Consider the following 14890-nt stretch of genomic DNA (forward strand, 5'->3'; position numbering starts at 1 on the left):
AACATGGCCGATCTGCGCTGTACGATTGCCGGCATCACTTCGCCGAATCCTTTCTGGCTCGCCTCCGCGCCGCCGACCGACAAAGCCTACAACGTGAACCGCGCCTTCGAGGCGGGCTGGGGCGGCGTGGTGTGGAAAACGCTCGGCCTCGACCCGCACGTGGTGAACGTCAGCTCGCGCTACGGCGCGGTGCAATGGAACGGCCAGCGCATGGCGGGTCTGAACAACATCGAATTGATCACGGACCGCCCGCTCGACGTCAACCTGAAGGAGATCACGCAAGTCAAACGCGACTGGCCGGACCGCGCGATGATCGTCTCGCTGATGGTGCCGTGCAACGAACGCGACTGGAAGTGGATCCTGCCGCTCGTCGAAGACACCGGCGCGGATGCCGTCGAACTGAATTTCGGCTGCCCGCACGGCATGAGCGAGCGCGGCATGGGCGCGGCCGTCGGCCAGGTGCCCGAGTATGTCGAGATGGTTACGCGGTGGGTCAAGGAGGGCACCAGGCTGCCATGTCTCGTCAAGCTCACGCCGAACATCAGCGACATTCGAACGGGTTCGCGCGCGGCCTACAAGGGCGGCGCGGACGGCGTGTCGCTGATCAACACGATCAACTCGATCGTCGCCGTCGATCTCGACGCGATGTCGCCGTTGCCGATGGTGGATGGCAAGGGCACGCACGGCGGTTATTGCGGCCCGGCCGTGAAGCCGATCGCGCTGAACATGGTCGCGGAAATCGCGCGCGATGTGGAAACGCCGAATCTGCCGATCTCCGGCATCGGCGGGATTACGACATGGCGCGACGCGGCCGAATTCATGGTGCTCGGCGCGGGCAGCGTGCAGGTCTGCACGGCGGCGATGCACTACGGATTCCGTATCGTTTCCGACCTGACCGACGGCCTCTCCAACTGGATGGACGAAAAAGGCTACGCGACACTCGACGATATTCGCGGCCGCGCGGTCCAGAACGTCACCGACTGGAAGTACCTGAACCTCAAATACGACATCAAGGCGCGCATCGACCAGGACAAGTGCATCCAGTGCGGCCTGTGTCATATCGCCTGCGAAGACACGGCTCACCAGGCCATCATGAAAGAAAAAGATGGCGTCCGGCATTTTGAAGTGATGGACTCCGAATGTGTCGGCTGTAATCTGTGCATGCACGTGTGTCCGGTCGAGCAGTGCATTTCGATGGAGCGCGTCGACAACGGCGAATACGCGAACTGGACCACGCATCCGAACAATCCGGCGCGCGTGGACGCAGGAGCGAGCGCATCGGCGGACGCGGCTGAAACCGCCGAGCACGCGCACGCACACGCGGCAAAAGCAGCCTGAAACAGGACGTGGTTGAAGATAACTGAAGCAAACCGAAGCAAACTGAAACAAACGCAGCGCTAGTACTGAACCTGTCATTCCCCAAAAGGCCCGACGCGCCAATAGAAGCCGCGCGGGCCTCAACGATCGAGTGGAGAGCTCTAGATGAAGCAGACAGCGCAACCCGCCGAGCCGCAGTTCGCGGCCGGCGTGCAGGGCAGCAGTCTTTACAACGACGATCTTGCGCCGACCGGTGTCGCGCAGCGCACGTGGAAGTGGTATCACTTCGCCGCGCTGTGGGTCGGTATGGTGATGAACATCGCGTCGTACATGCTCGCCGCCGGCTTGACGGAAGAGGGCATGTCGCCGTGGCAGGCGGTCGCGACCGTGCTGCTCGGCAACCTGATCGTGCTGGTGCCTATGCTCCTGATCGGCCACGCGGGCGCGAAGCACGGCATTCCGTACGCGGTGCTGGTGCGCTCCTCGTTCGGCACGCAGGGCGCCAAATTGCCGGCAATGCTGCGCGCGATTGTCGCGTGCGGCTGGTACGGGATTCAGACTTGGCTCGGCGGCAGCGCGATCTATACGCTGCTCAACATTCTCACCGGCAACGCGCTGCACGGCGCGGCTCTGCCGTTTCTCGACATCTCGCTCGCGCAGCTCGCGTGTTTCCTCGTGTTCTGGGCGCTGCAAATCTACTTCATCGTGCATGGCACCGATTCGATCCGCTGGCTCGAAAGCTGGTCCGCGCCGATCAAGATCGTGATGTGCATTGCGCTCGTATGGTGGGCGACGTCGAAAGCGGGCGGGCTGGGTTCGATGTTGTCGGCGCCGTCGCAATTCGTGCCGGGCGGCAAGAAAGAAGGCCTGTTCTGGGCCACGTTCTGGCCGGGCCTCACGGCCATGGTCGGCTTTTGGGCCACGCTCGCGCTGAATATCCCCGACTTCACGCGCTTTGCCAGAACGCAGCGCGATCAGATCATCGGGCAATCGGTCGGCTTGCCGGTGCCGATGGCGCTGCTCTCGGTGATCTCGGTTGTCGTCACGTCGGCGACGGTGGTGATCTACGGCAAGGCGATCTGGGATCCTATCGATCTGACGAGCCGCATGACCGGCATCGGCGTGGGCGTCGCGCTGATCATCCTGACGCTCGACACCATGTGCTGCAATCTCGCGGCAAATCTCGTCGGTCCCGCTTACGATTTTTCGAGCCTGTGGCCGAAGGGAATTTCGTATCGCGTGGGCGGCATGATTACCGCGACCATCGCGATCGTGATGATGCCGTGGAAGATTCTCGCCACCACCCAAGGTTATATCTTTACGTGGCTGGTCGGCTACTCGGCGCTGCTCGGTCCGGTGGCGGGCATTCTGATGGTCGACTATTTCCTGATCCGCGGCACGCGGCTCGACACGCGCGAACTCTTCGACGAACACGGCGAATACAGCTACACAGGTGGCTGGAATATCGGCGCGGTGGTCGCGCTCGTGATCGGCGTGCTGCCGAATCTGCCAGGCTTTTTGCACACCGCGTTTCCGGCTTCGTTTCCGAACGTGCCGGCGATCTTCAATACGCTCTACACGTATGCATGGTTCGTCGGGCTCGCGTTGGCGTCGATCGTATACAGCGCGTGGATGAAGCTCAGCAAAGGACCGAGTGCGCGCGTGGCGAGCGCATAGGCCAGCCACATGAGCACCAACGAATTACGCAGCACTGAAACCAGCAGTTCATAAGGAGACGGCAACATGACGACCCTGATTCGCGGCGGCACGATTATCGACGCGGAGAACACCTATCGCGCGGACGTATTGTGTGCGGACCCGCAGGACGGCGGTACGATCCTGCAGATTGGAGTGGACCTGGAGGCGCCCGCCGGCGCTACGATCGTCGATGCGGGCGGGCAGTACGTGATGCCCGGCGGTATCGATCCGCACACGCATATGGAGCTGCCGTTCATGGGCACCACGGCGAGCGACGATTTCTACACGGGCACGGCGGCGGGTTTGTCGGGCGGCACCACGAGCATCATCGACTTCGTGATTCCGAGCCCGAAGCAGCCGCTGATGGACGCCTTCAAGGAATGGCGCGGCTGGGCAGAGAAGGCGTCGTCGGACTATGGCTTTCACGTCGCGGTGACGTGGTGGGACGACTCGGTCTATCGCGATATGGGCACGTTGGTGCACGAACACGGCGTGTCGAGCTTCAAGCACTTCATGGCCTACAAGAACGCCATCATGGCCGACGACGAAGTGCTGGTGAACAGCTTCTCCCGTTCGCTCGAACTCGGCGCGCTGCCGACCGTGCATGCGGAAAACGGCGAGCTGGTGTTTCAATTGCAGCGGCAGTTGCTGGCGAAAGGCTTTAGCGGTCCGGAGGCGCATCCGTTGTCGCGGCCGCCCGAAGTGGAGGGCGAGGCGGCCAATCGCGCGATCCGGATCGCGCAGGTGCTGGGCGTGCCGGTGTATATCGTGCACGTATCCTCGAAAGACGCCGTCGATGCGATCGCCCGCGCGCGCAGCGAAGGTCTGCGCGTGTTTGGCGAAGTCTTGCCGGGCCATCTGGTGATCGACGAAGCGGTGTACCGCGATCCCGACTGGACCCGCGCGGCCGCTCACGTGATGAGCCCGCCGTTCCGCTCGGCCGAGCATCGCGAGGCATTGTGGCGCGGTTTGCAAGCCGGCCAGTTGCACACCACGGCAACTGATCACTGCGTGTTCTGCGCGTCGCAGAAAGCGATGGGACGCGACGACTTCACGAAGATCCCGAACGGCTGCGGCGGCGTGGAAGACCGCATGGCGGTGCTCTGGCATCACGGCGTGAACTCCGGGCGCCTCACGCCGAACGAGTTCGTGCGCATTACGTCGACCAATGCCGCGCAGATCTTCAACCTGTATCCGCGCAAGGGCGCGGTGCGGGTCGGCGCGGATGCCGACCTCGTGGTGTGGGACCCGAATGCGAGCAAAACGATTTCGGTGAAGACGCATCATCAGAAGGTCGACTTCAACGTGTTCGAAGGCATGACGGTGCAAGGCGTGGCGATGCACACGCTCACGCGCGGCGCGCTCGCCTGGACCGACGGCGAGTTGCGAGCGGTGCGCGGCGCCGGCCGCTATCTGAAACGGCCGCCCAACGGCGCCTACTTCGACGCGATCCGCGTCGCCAACAAGCGCAAGGAACCGCATCCGGTGGAGCGGTAAGCCTTTCGCAAACCGACGGGCGGCGCCGTTTTCAAACACGGCGCCGCCCGTTTTTTTCCTGCCGCGCGTTCGCCGCGGCGAGACCTCTCGCGTTTTCCCCGATGGCGCACCGCATGGGTTCCGTGTTGCGATGCATGCCGCGTCTGTCTATCTGCTGTAGAGTTGGAATCCACGTCATAGTGGAGGCTATGGCTGCTTACTTAGCACGCAAGCGCATATCGATCGGAAACCTGATCCTTTGTAAAAACGCAGGCCGTTTGCTACAGTCCGCCCACTCTGCCCGGCGCGAACGCCGGCGGGGACTGTCCAACACAAGACTCAGCCACTCGCGTGGCACATTTGACGGAGCCGCCTGATGAAATCGATTCGTTCCATTCTGCTGATCGCGTTGTTCCAGGCGGTAGCCGTGAGTTCCGCATTCGCCGCCGACGAACTCGCGCAGATCAAATCCGCCGGCGTGTTCAAGATCGGCACTGAAGGCACCTACGCGCCGTTCACGTACCACGACGAATCGGGCAAGCTGACCGGTTTCGACGTGGAGATCGGCACGGAGATCGCGAAGCGCCTTGGCGTCAAGCCGCAATTCGTCGAAGGTAAATGGGACGGTCTGATTGCCGGCCTCGATGTGAACCGTTACGACGCGGTGATCAACGAAGTGGCCGTGACCGATGCGCGCAAGGCCAAATACGATTTCTCCGACCCGTATATCACGTCGCACGCGGCGCTGATCGTGGCGTCGAACAACACCACGATCAAGAACTTCAACGACCTGAGCGGCAAGAAGTCGGCCAACACGCTGACCAGCAACTTCGGCAAGATCGCGGCGGCGCACGGCGCTGAAGTGATTCCGGTGCAGGGCTTCAATGAGTCGATCGATTTGCTGACCTCGGGCCGCGTCGATGCCACCGTCAACGACTCGCTGTCGTTTCTCGACTTCAAGAAGCACAAGCCGGATGCGAAGGTGAAGATCGCCGCGCTCGATACTTCGCCCGACAGCAGCGACAAATCCGCCGTGCTGATCAGGAAAGGCAGCCCCGAATTGCAGGCCGCGATCAACAAGGCGCTCGCCGACATGAAGAAAGACGGCACATACCTGAAAATCTCGCAGAAGTATTTCGGCAAAGACGTCTCCCAGTAAACGCCTTCAGCGAGTCTGAATCATGCCGGCATGGTTGCATCTGATGGCGCAGTCGCTGTGGCCCCTGCTGTATGCGGGGCTCGTCTTTACCGTGCCGCTTACGCTGATCTCGTTCGCGATCGGGCTCGCGCTGGCGTTTCTCGTCGCGCTGGTGCGGCTGTTCGGGCCGAAGTGGGCCGTGGCGATCGTGCGCTTCTATGTGTGGCTGTTTCGCGGTTCGCCGTTGCTCGTGCAACTGTTCGTGATCTTCTACGGCTTGCCGAACGTGGGCATCGTGCTCGATCCGTTGACGGCAGCGATCATTGGCTTCTCGCTGAACGTCGGCGCATATAACTCCGAAGTGATACGCGGCGTGATCGAATCGATCCCGAAAGGGCAGTGGGAAGCGGCGTATTCGATGGGGATGACGCGCGAGCAGGCCCTGCGTCGCGCGATCCTGCCGCAAGCCGCGCGCGTCGCGTTGCCGCCCTTGTCCAATTCGTTTATCGCGCTGGTGAAGGACACCTCGCTCGCCGCGGTGCTGACTGTGCCCGAGGTGTTTCAGGCCGCGCAGCGGATTGCGTCGGTGACTTACGAGCCGCTGATTCTGTACACGGAAGCGGCGCTGGTTTATCTGGTGTTCAGTTCCGTGTTGTCGTCGGCGCAAGTCAGGCTCGAGCGCAAGTTCGGGCGCCACGCACTTTTCCAGGCAGGCAACTGATGATCCGACTGGAAAAAATCGACAAGTATTTCGGCGGCCTGCGGGTGCTCAACTCGGTCGATCTGCAACTCGCCTCGGGTAATGTCACCGCGCTGATCGGTCCGTCGGGCAGCGGCAAGAGCACGCTGTTGCGTTGCGTGAATCTGCTCGAGATTCCCGAGTCCGGTTCGCTCGAACTCGGCGATCAGCGGCTGGAATTCAGCCGCGACCACCGGCCTTCGCGCGAAGCGGTGCTGACGATTCGCCGCCGCACCGGCATGGTGTTTCAGAATTTCCAGCTGTTCCCGCATCTGACGGTGCGGCAGAACGTGATGGAAGGCTTGCTGACCGTGCAGAAGTGGGACAAGGACAAGGCGCGGGCTCGCGCCGACGAATTGCTGGAGAAGGTCGGCATCGCGCACAAAGCGGATGCGTGGCCTTCGACGCTGTCCGGCGGCCAGCAACAGCGTGTGGCGATTGCGCGGGCGTTGGCGCCGTCGCCGGAAGTGCTGTTGTGCGACGAGCCGACTTCGGCGCTCGACCCCGGTCTCGCCGCGGAAGTGGTGGAGGTGCTCAAGCAACTCGCCGTTGAAGGCATGACCATGCTGATGGCCACGCACGACTTGCGGCTCGCCGCGACGATCGCGCGGGACGTGGTGTTTCTGAATAACGGCGTGGTGGTGGAGGCCGGGCCGTCGCGCGAGATTTTTATGGAGCCGCGTGCGCGCGAAACGGAGCGTTTCGTTTCGACGTTGACGCATAGTCTGCCGGATGAGTGGACGCAGTGATGCGGGGCTGAAAAGGCAGTCACGCGGAAATGCGGCAATGTGGCCGTGCGGTTGTGCGGCGGGATAACAAAAGGGGGCGTTGTCGGAACGCCCCCTTCGCATATAACCGCTACAAGTCTGTCATTGACTGCAGAGACCCTTAAACACCTACGCTCTCCGCGGCATCGTTCATCGCAGCGTCGAAGAAGTTCTCCTGCGCCCGCGCATTGACTCGAGCATAAGCGCGATTCACCCCGCTGATCACCGCGCGAATCGACGCCGTCACCAGGTTGGCGTCGATGCCGACGCCGAACGCGCTGCCTGTCACATCGGCGCCGGCCATTTCGGCGACCGCCACCGCGCGGGCATCCGCACCCTGCGTCAACGCGCGCTCTTCATAGTGCTGAATCCGCACCGGCACGCCGATCGCGTGCATCAACGCGTCGAGCGGGCCATTGCCTTCGCCGGTCAACACGCGCCGCGTGCCGTGGATGTCGACCGTCAGTTTGATGCGCTCGCGTCCTTCGCGCTCGGACAGGCTGTGGCCCACGTAATGAATCGGCGCCGTGGTCTGCACGTATTCCTGCTGGAACAATTCCCAGATCTGCGCGGACGTGACTTCCTGGCCGCTGTCGTCGGTGAAGCGCTGCACGGCCGAGCTGAAGTCCACTTGCAAGCGGCGCGGCAACACGACGCCGTAGCCCTGTTCGAGCAGATAGGCGATGCCGCCCTTGCCCGACTGGCTGTTCACGCGAATCACCGAGTCGTAGGTGCGGCCGAGATCGGCCGGATCGATCGGCATGTAGGGCACTTCCCAGACTGCGTCCGGTTTCTGCACCGCGAAACCCTTCTTGATCGCGTCCTGATGCGAGCCCGAGAAGGCCGTGAACACCAGATCGCCGACATACGGATGACGCGGATGGATCGGCAATTGCGTGCATTCTTCAGCGGTACGCGCGACTTCGTTGATGTTCGAGAAGTCGAGGCCCGGATCGACGCCCTGCGTGTACAGGTTCAGCGCGAGCGTGACGAGGTCCACGTTGCCGGTGCGCTCGCCGTTGCCGAACAAACAGCCTTCGATACGATCCGCGCCGGCCATCACGGCGAGTTCAGCCGCGGCCACGGCGGTGCCGCGATCGTTATGCGGATGCACGGAGATGATCAGCGAATCGCGGCGCGCGAGATTGCGGTGCATCCACTCGATCTGGTCCGCGTAGATGTTCGGCGTGGACATTTCGACAGTGGCCGGCAGGTTGACGATGGCTTTGTGTTGCGGCGTCGGTTGCCAGACATCGAACACGGCGTCGCAGACTTCTTTGGCGAATTCGATTTCCGTGCCGCTGAATACTTCCGGGCTGTACTGGAACGTGAACTGCGTTTCCGGCATGGTGGCGGCGATGCGCTTCATCGTGCGCGCTGCGTTCTGCGCCAGCTCCTTCACGCCGCTCTTTTCCAGATTGAAGACGATCTTGCGGAATTCCGGCGCGGTCGCGTTGTACAGGTGGACGATGGCGCGCGGCACGCCACGCAAGGATTCGAAGGTGCGCTCGATCAGGTCGTCGCGCGCTTGCGTCAAGACTTCGATGGTGACGTCGTCGGGAATGTGGCCGCCTTCGATCAGTTCACGCACGAAATTGAAGTCGGTCTGCGAAGCGGACGGAAACGCGACTTCGATTTCCTTGAAGCCGATCTGCACCAGCGTCTTGAACATGCGCATCTTGCGCTGTGCGTCCATCGGCTCGAACAGCGACTGATTGCCGTCGCGCAGGTCGGTGCTCATCCAGATCGGCGGGTGCGTGATGGTGCGCGACGGCCACTGGCGATCCGTCAAGGTGACGGGCTTGAACGAGCGATACTTGGTAGCGGGGTTCTTCAACATTTTCATCATCCGTGGGTGAGACCAGTTAGCTGGGAGTCGACCGGACGACGAAAAGACATGACGAGGCGCCGGTCGAAAACCGGGGCTGGGTCAGTTACTGGGGAATTTTGCGGTGCTTCGGGTGGTTCAGATGGAAGCGCGCAGCAGCAGACCTAGCCCGGTAGAGGGGGCTAGTAGTAGCGATAGGATGGTCTGGGCGCGGTACATAGTGCGCCATAGGACCATATTATCGGGACGGCGTCAAGCGCCGTCCCTTGTGGATCGAGAGGGGCGGGAGTCAATGCGCGGGTTTCACGAAGCGCAAGGTCATGCGATCCGATTCGCCGATCGCTGCATATTTGGCCCGGTCGACGTCGCCGCCTTTGAAGGTCGGCGGCAGTGACCAGACGCCGTTCGGGTAATTTTTGGTGTCGCGCGGGTTAGCGCTCACTTCGCTCGTGCCGGCCAGTTCGAAGCCCGCCGCGCGCGCGTGTTGGATTACGTAATCTTCCGTCACGTAGCCGGTGTCGATGGTCTGTTGCAGCGAGGTGCCCGGCGCCGCGCGGTGTTCCTCGACACCGAGCACACCGCCCGGCTTGAGCGCCGCGTAGAACGCGCGCAGGTTGGCGTCGATCTGGCCGTCCTTGATCCAGTTATGGATGTTGCGGAAGGTCAGCACCTCGTCGACGCTGGCATCGGCCGGAAAGCCGCTGAACTGGCCGGCGTGCAGCGTGCCGACCACCACATGGCCGTAGACGGCGGGCGTGGCCGCCAGCTTGCGCGCGAACGCGGCCCGATTGGCCTGCGTCTCCGCCGATGGCGTGCTCTGCGGGCCGTCGTACTGCGCCTCATACAGCTTGCCGTGGTCGCGCAGATACGGCGCGAGGATATCCGTGTACCAGCCGCCGCCTGGTTCGATCTCCAGCACGCTTTGCGACGGCGCGAGTTCGAAGAATTGCAGCGTTTCTTTCGGATGGCGGTAGATGTCGCGGGCGCGGGCCTTGTCGCCGCGTTGCGGTCCGGAAATCGCGGCATCGAGCAGCGCCGGACTGGACGATGCGGACGCGGAAGTGGACGTCGACGCCGATGGGCCGGCGCAGGCCGCCAGCAGCAGCGTTGCGGTAAGCGTCGCAAGCGCGGCGCGCAGCGTGCGAGCCTGAAGATTGGGTTGTGGGTTCATGACGTCCATTATCGGGCGCGATCGCGCGGGAAGGAAATCGGTAATCGGCATAAGGATAGGCGCTTGCCGGGTTTTGCGTGGCAGTCGCCGCAACCGGAATAAAAGACCGTGCCGGCCGGTTTCCCTACTGACGCGCCGCATCCGAAGGTCGCCGAATCCGAAGCGCGGCGTGGCGCGTATAAATGGTGTGGTCAGCGTTGGCCGTCGCGTGTCGGCCTGTTGGGTGCCGCGCGCGACTTGATCACCTTCACTTCATTTTGCCGGAGGCAGGTATGAAACGAACATCGACGATGTCGCGGGTAGGGCGGTTTTTACTGTGCGCGGCCGCATGCGCGATCGCCGCGCAGGCGGGCGCGCAAGGTTTGAGCCCGCAGGACGACATGAACGCGCCGCAAAACAGCACGCGCTTGATGCCGAACGCGGCGCGAGGCAGCGAATACCCGACGCACGGCAACCAGCAGGCAGGGGAAATGAACCTGAATCCGACCGACCCGCGCGCGCAACTGGTCAACGGCTTGCCGAATCACACGAATTCCGGCGGTTACGGTTCGCCGCTCGCCGGTGTGCGCACCTACGTGCAGCCGCCAATGCCGTCGAATTGAGCGGACGCGCCGACGACGGTCGTGCCGCATCGCGCTGAACAGCAGCGCATCCCTGCACGAACTGTTCTGTTCTGTTGAATTGAGCTTCTTTCGGGCGATGGGACAGCGTGTGGCCTGAATACGGGCACCGGCACAGTCCGAACACAATCCGCAGCGTATCGTTCAGCGTGACCACAGAGACGCCGATGATCACCACGATCAGCAGTTGCAGCGCGATGCCATAGCGCCGATCGATGCGCTCAGCCGGCGCCCAATGCCGCTGCCGGTCAGGCAGGCCGTAGGCTACAATTGCCGACGGCTTGAAAAACGGAACATCAATGAAGATTCGGATTCTCCCTCTCGTCTGCGTCACGACCGCTGCTGCGCTGCTGGCGGGCTGCACGGCCGTCTACAAGAACACGGACGCGTGCGAACAGTTGATGCGAAGCAAGCTGGCGGAAACGTCGACCGATAGGCTCAAGATCACCCATGCCGCAACAGGCATCCACGGCTCGCGCGTGGTGGTCGAAGGATCGATCGAACATGTGGTGGCCCCGGCGCCCGCGCCTGGGGAGGCGCGTGCGCCGCTTGCGGCTTCGGCGGTGGCTGTCGGTGCGGCGGACGCGGCAGGTGCGTCAAGCGCATCAGATGCGTCGGCAACCAAAGCGCTCTGGTTCAGATCTGCCAAGGCGCGGAAGACCGTCACACCGGCGGCGGCCGAGTGCACGTTCAACGGCCCGACGTTGAATGTATTCAACTGGCTCGCGCCGGCCAATCTGGTGACGCCGGCCGCCAACGCGACCGAATAGCACAGCGCACGCCGCGGAAACTCAAGCTATCGCCTCGTCTCGCTTGGGTTGCTTCGCCCGCAGCCGCGCCAGCACGCATTCCGCGAACCCCTCCGGACGCCCTTCGAAGCAACGTTCCACCGCCCGCGTATCGATCAAACGCTGCCGCAAGGCCGTGCGCTCGTCGTGGGCGTCGATCATTCGCACGGCCGCGGCGATGTAATCCTCGACGCTCTCCGCTGTCGTCCACGATGGCATGCCCACGCGCTCGAACAGCGCGCCGTCGATCCGCTCGAACACTTCCGGCCCGCGCTTGCAGATGCCGGGCAAACCCAGCGTGAGCGCGTCGACGATACCGTTGGTATTGCCGAACGGAAACGGGCTGAGAAACAGATCGGAACGATTGACGCGCGCCAGATAGCCCGCATATTCGTGAAAGCCATGCACGACGGCGCGCGGCAGCGTCTGGCGGATCACATCGCGCATGCGTTCAAACGGTAAACCGAACGGCACGCCGCTCATGAAGTGAAATCGGACCGGCGTCGCCGCAAGCTCGCCGATTTCACGGCACGCTTCGAGAAAGCCGGGATTGAGCTTCATTGCGCTGGCCGTGATGACGATCTCCAGCGTCTCGCGTGAGGGGGGAATCTCGGCGACGATGTCCGGCAGCGCCACCGATGGCCGGTACGGCTGACCGTCTTTTGGCAGCCTCATCAGACGCTCGCTGAAACAGGCGGGATTGCCGACATAGTCTTCCTCCACGCTGACGTAATCGATCTTGTCGGAGTGCGTGGTGGCCGGATGGCCGAGGCCGGCGATCTGCAGCGGCGCAACGCGCAGGTTGGACATGAACACCGTGAGCGCGAACATGCCGACGCTCGGCATATAGAGCACGTCGGGCTGTTCCGTCTCAGCGAAATCTCGAATCGTCTTAAGACACTCGCCGATATATTCCGGCTCTTCAAGTTCGATGAAACGGTCGAACGCCGCGCGCCCGATATCGTCGACGGCGTAGCCGAAGCCGAATGCCACCACTTCAAAATGCTCGCGCGCGGCTTCGAGCGTGAGCGAGTGCGTGCGGTAGATCGAATGGGCGCCGCTGAACCATTCGAGCACGACCACCATGAGCGGTTTTTTGCGACGTTGCTTGCGGCTTTTCGCGCGCGCCAGTTGCGCGGCGGGAATGTCGGTCAATCTCAACCGGTCCAGCTTGCGGCGGACCAGCGCATTGATGTCCCGCTTGATCTCGTGCCGCCGCGGCGTGTCCGCGTAACTGCAGAACATATAGGCGTTATGCAGCAAGGCGGTGGGCAGGTCGTCGAGGTCGTCGATCTGCCGCAGTTTGCCCGGCAGCCATTCCATTAGCGCTTCGCGTTTGAGGTGTGCGCTCGCCGAGCCTTTGAAGACCGGCGCCAGCAAAACGAGTGCAAGACAGGCGGCGAGCGATTTGTCATAGGCCCACAGCGCGGCGAAGTCGAGTTCCAGTTCGGACTCGGTCGAATAGAGCACGCAGAGTTTTTCGATAAAGCTGTCGCCGGGCAGAAACTGCGTGTTGTCCGGACCACGCGGATTCAGGTGACGGCTTACGTGGTCCGCATTGCCGAGGGGCGTGCAGGCAAACACCACTCCAACCCATTCGTGCAGTGTCAGAAGCAATCTGAAACACTCGGGCGGCAACTGGAATGTCGGATCCGCGAACAGGGTCGAAGCCGCGCTCGCGAGGCGTGTGCAGAAGCGCTTGCGCTGCTCGTCGGGCGGCAGTTCAGACATGCCCGAGGCGCGAAAGCTGCCGTCCAGTTCGCCGCGCTTCTGTTGCAGGAGCGCCAGCGCGGCAATGAACTGGATCGCGGCTTTCACATGCTGCCGCGTGTAGACGAGCTGCTCGAAATGATCGAGCGAAAAAGTGGATTCTTCCATCTGCCGACAAGTCAAGAATTTGCATGACTAACTAATTGAAACGGAGTTAGCCGGAGCGTGGAATTATCTCAGCCGATGGGTCCCAAATTTATAGACCAGATGAGTTTGCGAAATTTCAGCGTCGAAAGAAGCCGTCGGTTCAGAACGCGTAATACGGCCCCGGGCCCGCCGACGTCTCGCGCGAGGCGATGGCGGTATAGACGCGTCGTCCGAAGAAGAACGGCAAGCCCCAGCCGAAGCCGCTGCTGGCCACGCCGGCCAGATTATTGAACGCGTTGTTCGACGACGTGAACAGCGCGCTCGAATTGCCGACCGCAAACGACACCGTGTTCGACGCGCCATCCGTACCGGTGATCGCGGCGTTCGCGGCCTGAGTCGAAGCCGGGCAATACCACAAGCCGCACTGCGGGAACTGGCTCGTGCGGAAGAACAGCCCATTCGAACCGCTGTCGACATAGCTCTGCGAATAAGTCTGCCCCCCGCTCGTGGTGACGACGTAGCCCGTCACCGGATTCGCCTTGAGGACGCTGGCGCCGTTCAGCGTGTTGTTGGCCTGGGTGCCGATGCCGAAGATCATCGAACCGGATACGCTCGCCGCGCCGGCATCGGCAATGGCCGGCAGGTCGATCACCACGCCGTTGTTGTCGAGTGCAAAGCGGCTGACCGGATTGGTCACCTGCTGCGCGAGGGCTTGCGTGCTGGCGAGGCAGGCGCCGCTGGCGTCGCAGCTGTAGTACCAGCGCGGCAGCGCGGCGCTGACGCAGCCGCCGCCGCAGTCGGCCGCGAACAGGCCCACGCCGAGAATGCCGTTCGAGCGCAGGCCGGCCACCGTCTGCATGGCGCGGCCGGATCCCGCGCAGTCTGCGGGCACGGTGGAGAGCGCGGGATCGGCGATCGTCTGGATCGGGATCGAGGCGGCCAACTGGCCCGCCATGCGGACGTCCGCGCTGCGTACCGCGCCCCACGTGTAGCCGCCGCCGAACACCGCGCATTCGCCCGCAATCCCGCCGCCCGACGCGATCGCCGCGAGCGGCAGGTCTGCCGGCAATGCGGACGCGAGAATCCTGAGTCCATGCGAGCCCGTGTCGACCTGGATATTGTCGATCGTCGCGCAATGGCTGGTGCCGGGCTGGCAGACGGTGACGCTCGTCGTCAGCATGTTGCGCGTCAGCCCCGGCGCGGCGCTGACGGCGATCGGCTGGACGTTGGGCGTGTTTGAGCGCGGCACCGAAGCGCCTGGACTCGCGCCCGGGGCCTCAGGCGGCGCGGCGGCTACCGGCGCGCTGGTGGCGTTTGGGCTGCTGCCCGGTGCGGCCGAGCCGGTCTGGGACGTGGCGGCCGGTGTGCCGCCACCACCGCCGCCGCATCCCGCCAGGGCGGTGCAGATCAGCAGCAGGGCATAAAAGGAGAGGACAGATTTCATGGCGTGGCCCATGTTCGTCGAGGGAGAGTTTTGATGCCGGATGCGGG

General features: G+C 63.1%; 12 protein-coding genes. 8 read left to right on the plus strand and 4 right to left on the minus strand.

The window, feature by feature from the left end:
• Positions 1 to 3: 3 nt before the first annotated feature.
• The 6 genes from preA to ACFSNN_RS20415 all read left to right on the plus strand — a co-directional run bounded on the left by preA (position 4) and on the right by ACFSNN_RS20415 (position 7117).
• Positions 4 to 1338: an NAD-dependent dihydropyrimidine dehydrogenase subunit PreA gene (gene preA / locus ACFSNN_RS20390; protein ID WP_134458696.1), complete on the plus strand. Its 1335-nt coding sequence runs from the start codon at positions 4 to 6 to the stop codon at positions 1336 to 1338.
• Positions 1339 to 1482: 144 nt separating this feature from the next.
• On the plus strand, positions 1483 to 2994 hold the full coding sequence (locus tag ACFSNN_RS20395) for an NCS1 family nucleobase:cation symporter-1 (RefSeq protein ID WP_134458698.1): 1512 nt from the start codon (positions 1483 to 1485) through the stop codon (positions 2992 to 2994).
• A gap of 66 nt (positions 2995 to 3060) precedes the next feature.
• The gene (gene hydA / locus ACFSNN_RS20400) at positions 3061 to 4512 is read left to right on the plus strand and encodes a dihydropyrimidinase (protein ID WP_134458700.1); all 1452 of its coding nucleotides are present in this window, start codon (positions 3061 to 3063) and stop codon (positions 4510 to 4512) included.
• Between the two features lie 355 nt (positions 4513 to 4867).
• Complete coding sequence (locus ACFSNN_RS20405; RefSeq protein ID WP_134458702.1) at positions 4868 to 5650, plus strand: amino acid ABC transporter substrate-binding protein; 783 nt, start codon at positions 4868 to 4870, stop codon at positions 5648 to 5650.
• A gap of 22 nt (positions 5651 to 5672) precedes the next feature.
• The gene (locus ACFSNN_RS20410) at positions 5673 to 6350 is read left to right on the plus strand and encodes an amino acid ABC transporter permease (RefSeq protein WP_012433671.1); all 678 of its coding nucleotides are present in this window, start codon (positions 5673 to 5675) and stop codon (positions 6348 to 6350) included.
• Positions 6350 to 7117, plus strand: a complete 768-nt coding sequence (locus ACFSNN_RS20415) for an amino acid ABC transporter ATP-binding protein (protein ID WP_134458704.1) — start codon at positions 6350 to 6352, stop codon at positions 7115 to 7117. The genes ACFSNN_RS20410 and ACFSNN_RS20415 overlap by 1 nt, the downstream gene beginning before the upstream one ends.
• A 139-nt stretch (positions 7118 to 7256) precedes the next feature.
• Here ACFSNN_RS20415 and leuA read toward each other — a convergent pair whose 3' ends face one another.
• Both leuA and ACFSNN_RS20425 read right to left on the minus strand, forming a co-directional pair.
• Positions 7257 to 8975: a 2-isopropylmalate synthase gene (gene leuA, locus ACFSNN_RS20420; RefSeq protein ID WP_134458706.1), complete on the minus strand. Its 1719-nt coding sequence runs from the start codon at positions 8973 to 8975 to the stop codon at positions 7257 to 7259.
• A 277-nt stretch (positions 8976 to 9252) separates the two neighbouring features.
• Positions 9253 to 10143, minus strand: coding sequence for a class I SAM-dependent methyltransferase (locus tag ACFSNN_RS20425; protein WP_134458708.1), 891 nt, complete (start codon positions 10141 to 10143; stop codon positions 9253 to 9255).
• 263 nt (positions 10144 to 10406) lie between these two features.
• On the opposite strand from ACFSNN_RS20425, the gene ACFSNN_RS20430 reads away from it, so the two are divergent.
• Positions 10407 to 10736 carry a hypothetical protein gene (locus tag ACFSNN_RS20430; RefSeq protein WP_134458710.1) on the plus strand — a complete coding sequence of 110 codons (330 nt, stop codon included), beginning with the start codon at positions 10407 to 10409 and terminating at the stop codon, positions 10734 to 10736.
• A gap of 317 nt (positions 10737 to 11053) precedes the next feature.
• A complete protein-coding gene (locus ACFSNN_RS20435; RefSeq protein ID WP_134458712.1) occupies positions 11054 to 11524 on the plus strand; it encodes a hypothetical protein in 471 nt (156 codons plus the stop codon).
• Between the two features lie 21 nt (positions 11525 to 11545).
• Here ACFSNN_RS20435 and ACFSNN_RS20440 read toward each other — a convergent pair whose 3' ends face one another.
• The gene (locus ACFSNN_RS20440; protein WP_134458714.1) at positions 11546 to 13420 is read right to left on the minus strand and encodes a glycosyl transferase family 1; all 1875 of its coding nucleotides are present in this window, start codon (positions 13418 to 13420) and stop codon (positions 11546 to 11548) included.
• Between the two features lie 139 nt (positions 13421 to 13559).
• Positions 13560 to 14843: a DUF3443 domain-containing protein gene (locus tag ACFSNN_RS20445; RefSeq protein ID WP_377779189.1), complete on the minus strand. Its 1284-nt coding sequence runs from the start codon at positions 14841 to 14843 to the stop codon at positions 13560 to 13562.
• Positions 14844 to 14890 lie beyond the last annotated feature (47 nt).

Source organism: Paraburkholderia dipogonis, assembly GCF_042680985.1.
GTDB lineage: Bacteria > Pseudomonadota > Gammaproteobacteria > Burkholderiales > Burkholderiaceae > Paraburkholderia > Paraburkholderia phytofirmans.

Bases quoted from the DNA above. Each gene is read 5' to 3' on its own strand.
- ACFSNN_RS20405 (WP_134458702.1), top strand. From the start codon at position 4,868: ATGAAATCGATTCGTTCCATTCTGCTGATCGCGTTGTTCCAGGCGGTA.
- ACFSNN_RS20440 (WP_134458714.1), bottom strand. From the start codon at position 13,420: ATGGAAGAATCCACTTTTTCGCTCGATCATTTCGAGCAGCTCGTCTAC.
- hydA (WP_134458700.1), top strand. From the start codon at position 3,061: ATGACGACCCTGATTCGCGGCGGCACGATTATCGACGCGGAGAACACC.
- ACFSNN_RS20410 (WP_012433671.1), top strand. From the start codon at position 5,673: ATGCCGGCATGGTTGCATCTGATGGCGCAGTCGCTGTGGCCCCTGCTG.
- preA (WP_134458696.1), top strand. From the start codon at position 4: ATGGCCGATCTGCGCTGTACGATTGCCGGCATCACTTCGCCGAATCCT.
- ACFSNN_RS20425 (WP_134458708.1), bottom strand. From the start codon at position 10,143: ATGGACGTCATGAACCCACAACCCAATCTTCAGGCTCGCACGCTGCGC.
- ACFSNN_RS20395 (WP_134458698.1), top strand. From the start codon at position 1,483: ATGAAGCAGACAGCGCAACCCGCCGAGCCGCAGTTCGCGGCCGGCGTG.
- ACFSNN_RS20430 (WP_134458710.1), top strand. From the start codon at position 10,407: ATGAAACGAACATCGACGATGTCGCGGGTAGGGCGGTTTTTACTGTGC.
- ACFSNN_RS20445 (WP_377779189.1), bottom strand. From the start codon at position 14,843: ATGAAATCTGTCCTCTCCTTTTATGCCCTGCTGCTGATCTGCACCGCC.
- leuA (WP_134458706.1), bottom strand. From the start codon at position 8,975: ATGTTGAAGAACCCCGCTACCAAGTATCGCTCGTTCAAGCCCGTCACC.
- ACFSNN_RS20415 (WP_134458704.1), top strand. From the start codon at position 6,350: ATGATCCGACTGGAAAAAATCGACAAGTATTTCGGCGGCCTGCGGGTG.
- ACFSNN_RS20435 (WP_134458712.1), top strand. From the start codon at position 11,054: ATGAAGATTCGGATTCTCCCTCTCGTCTGCGTCACGACCGCTGCTGCG.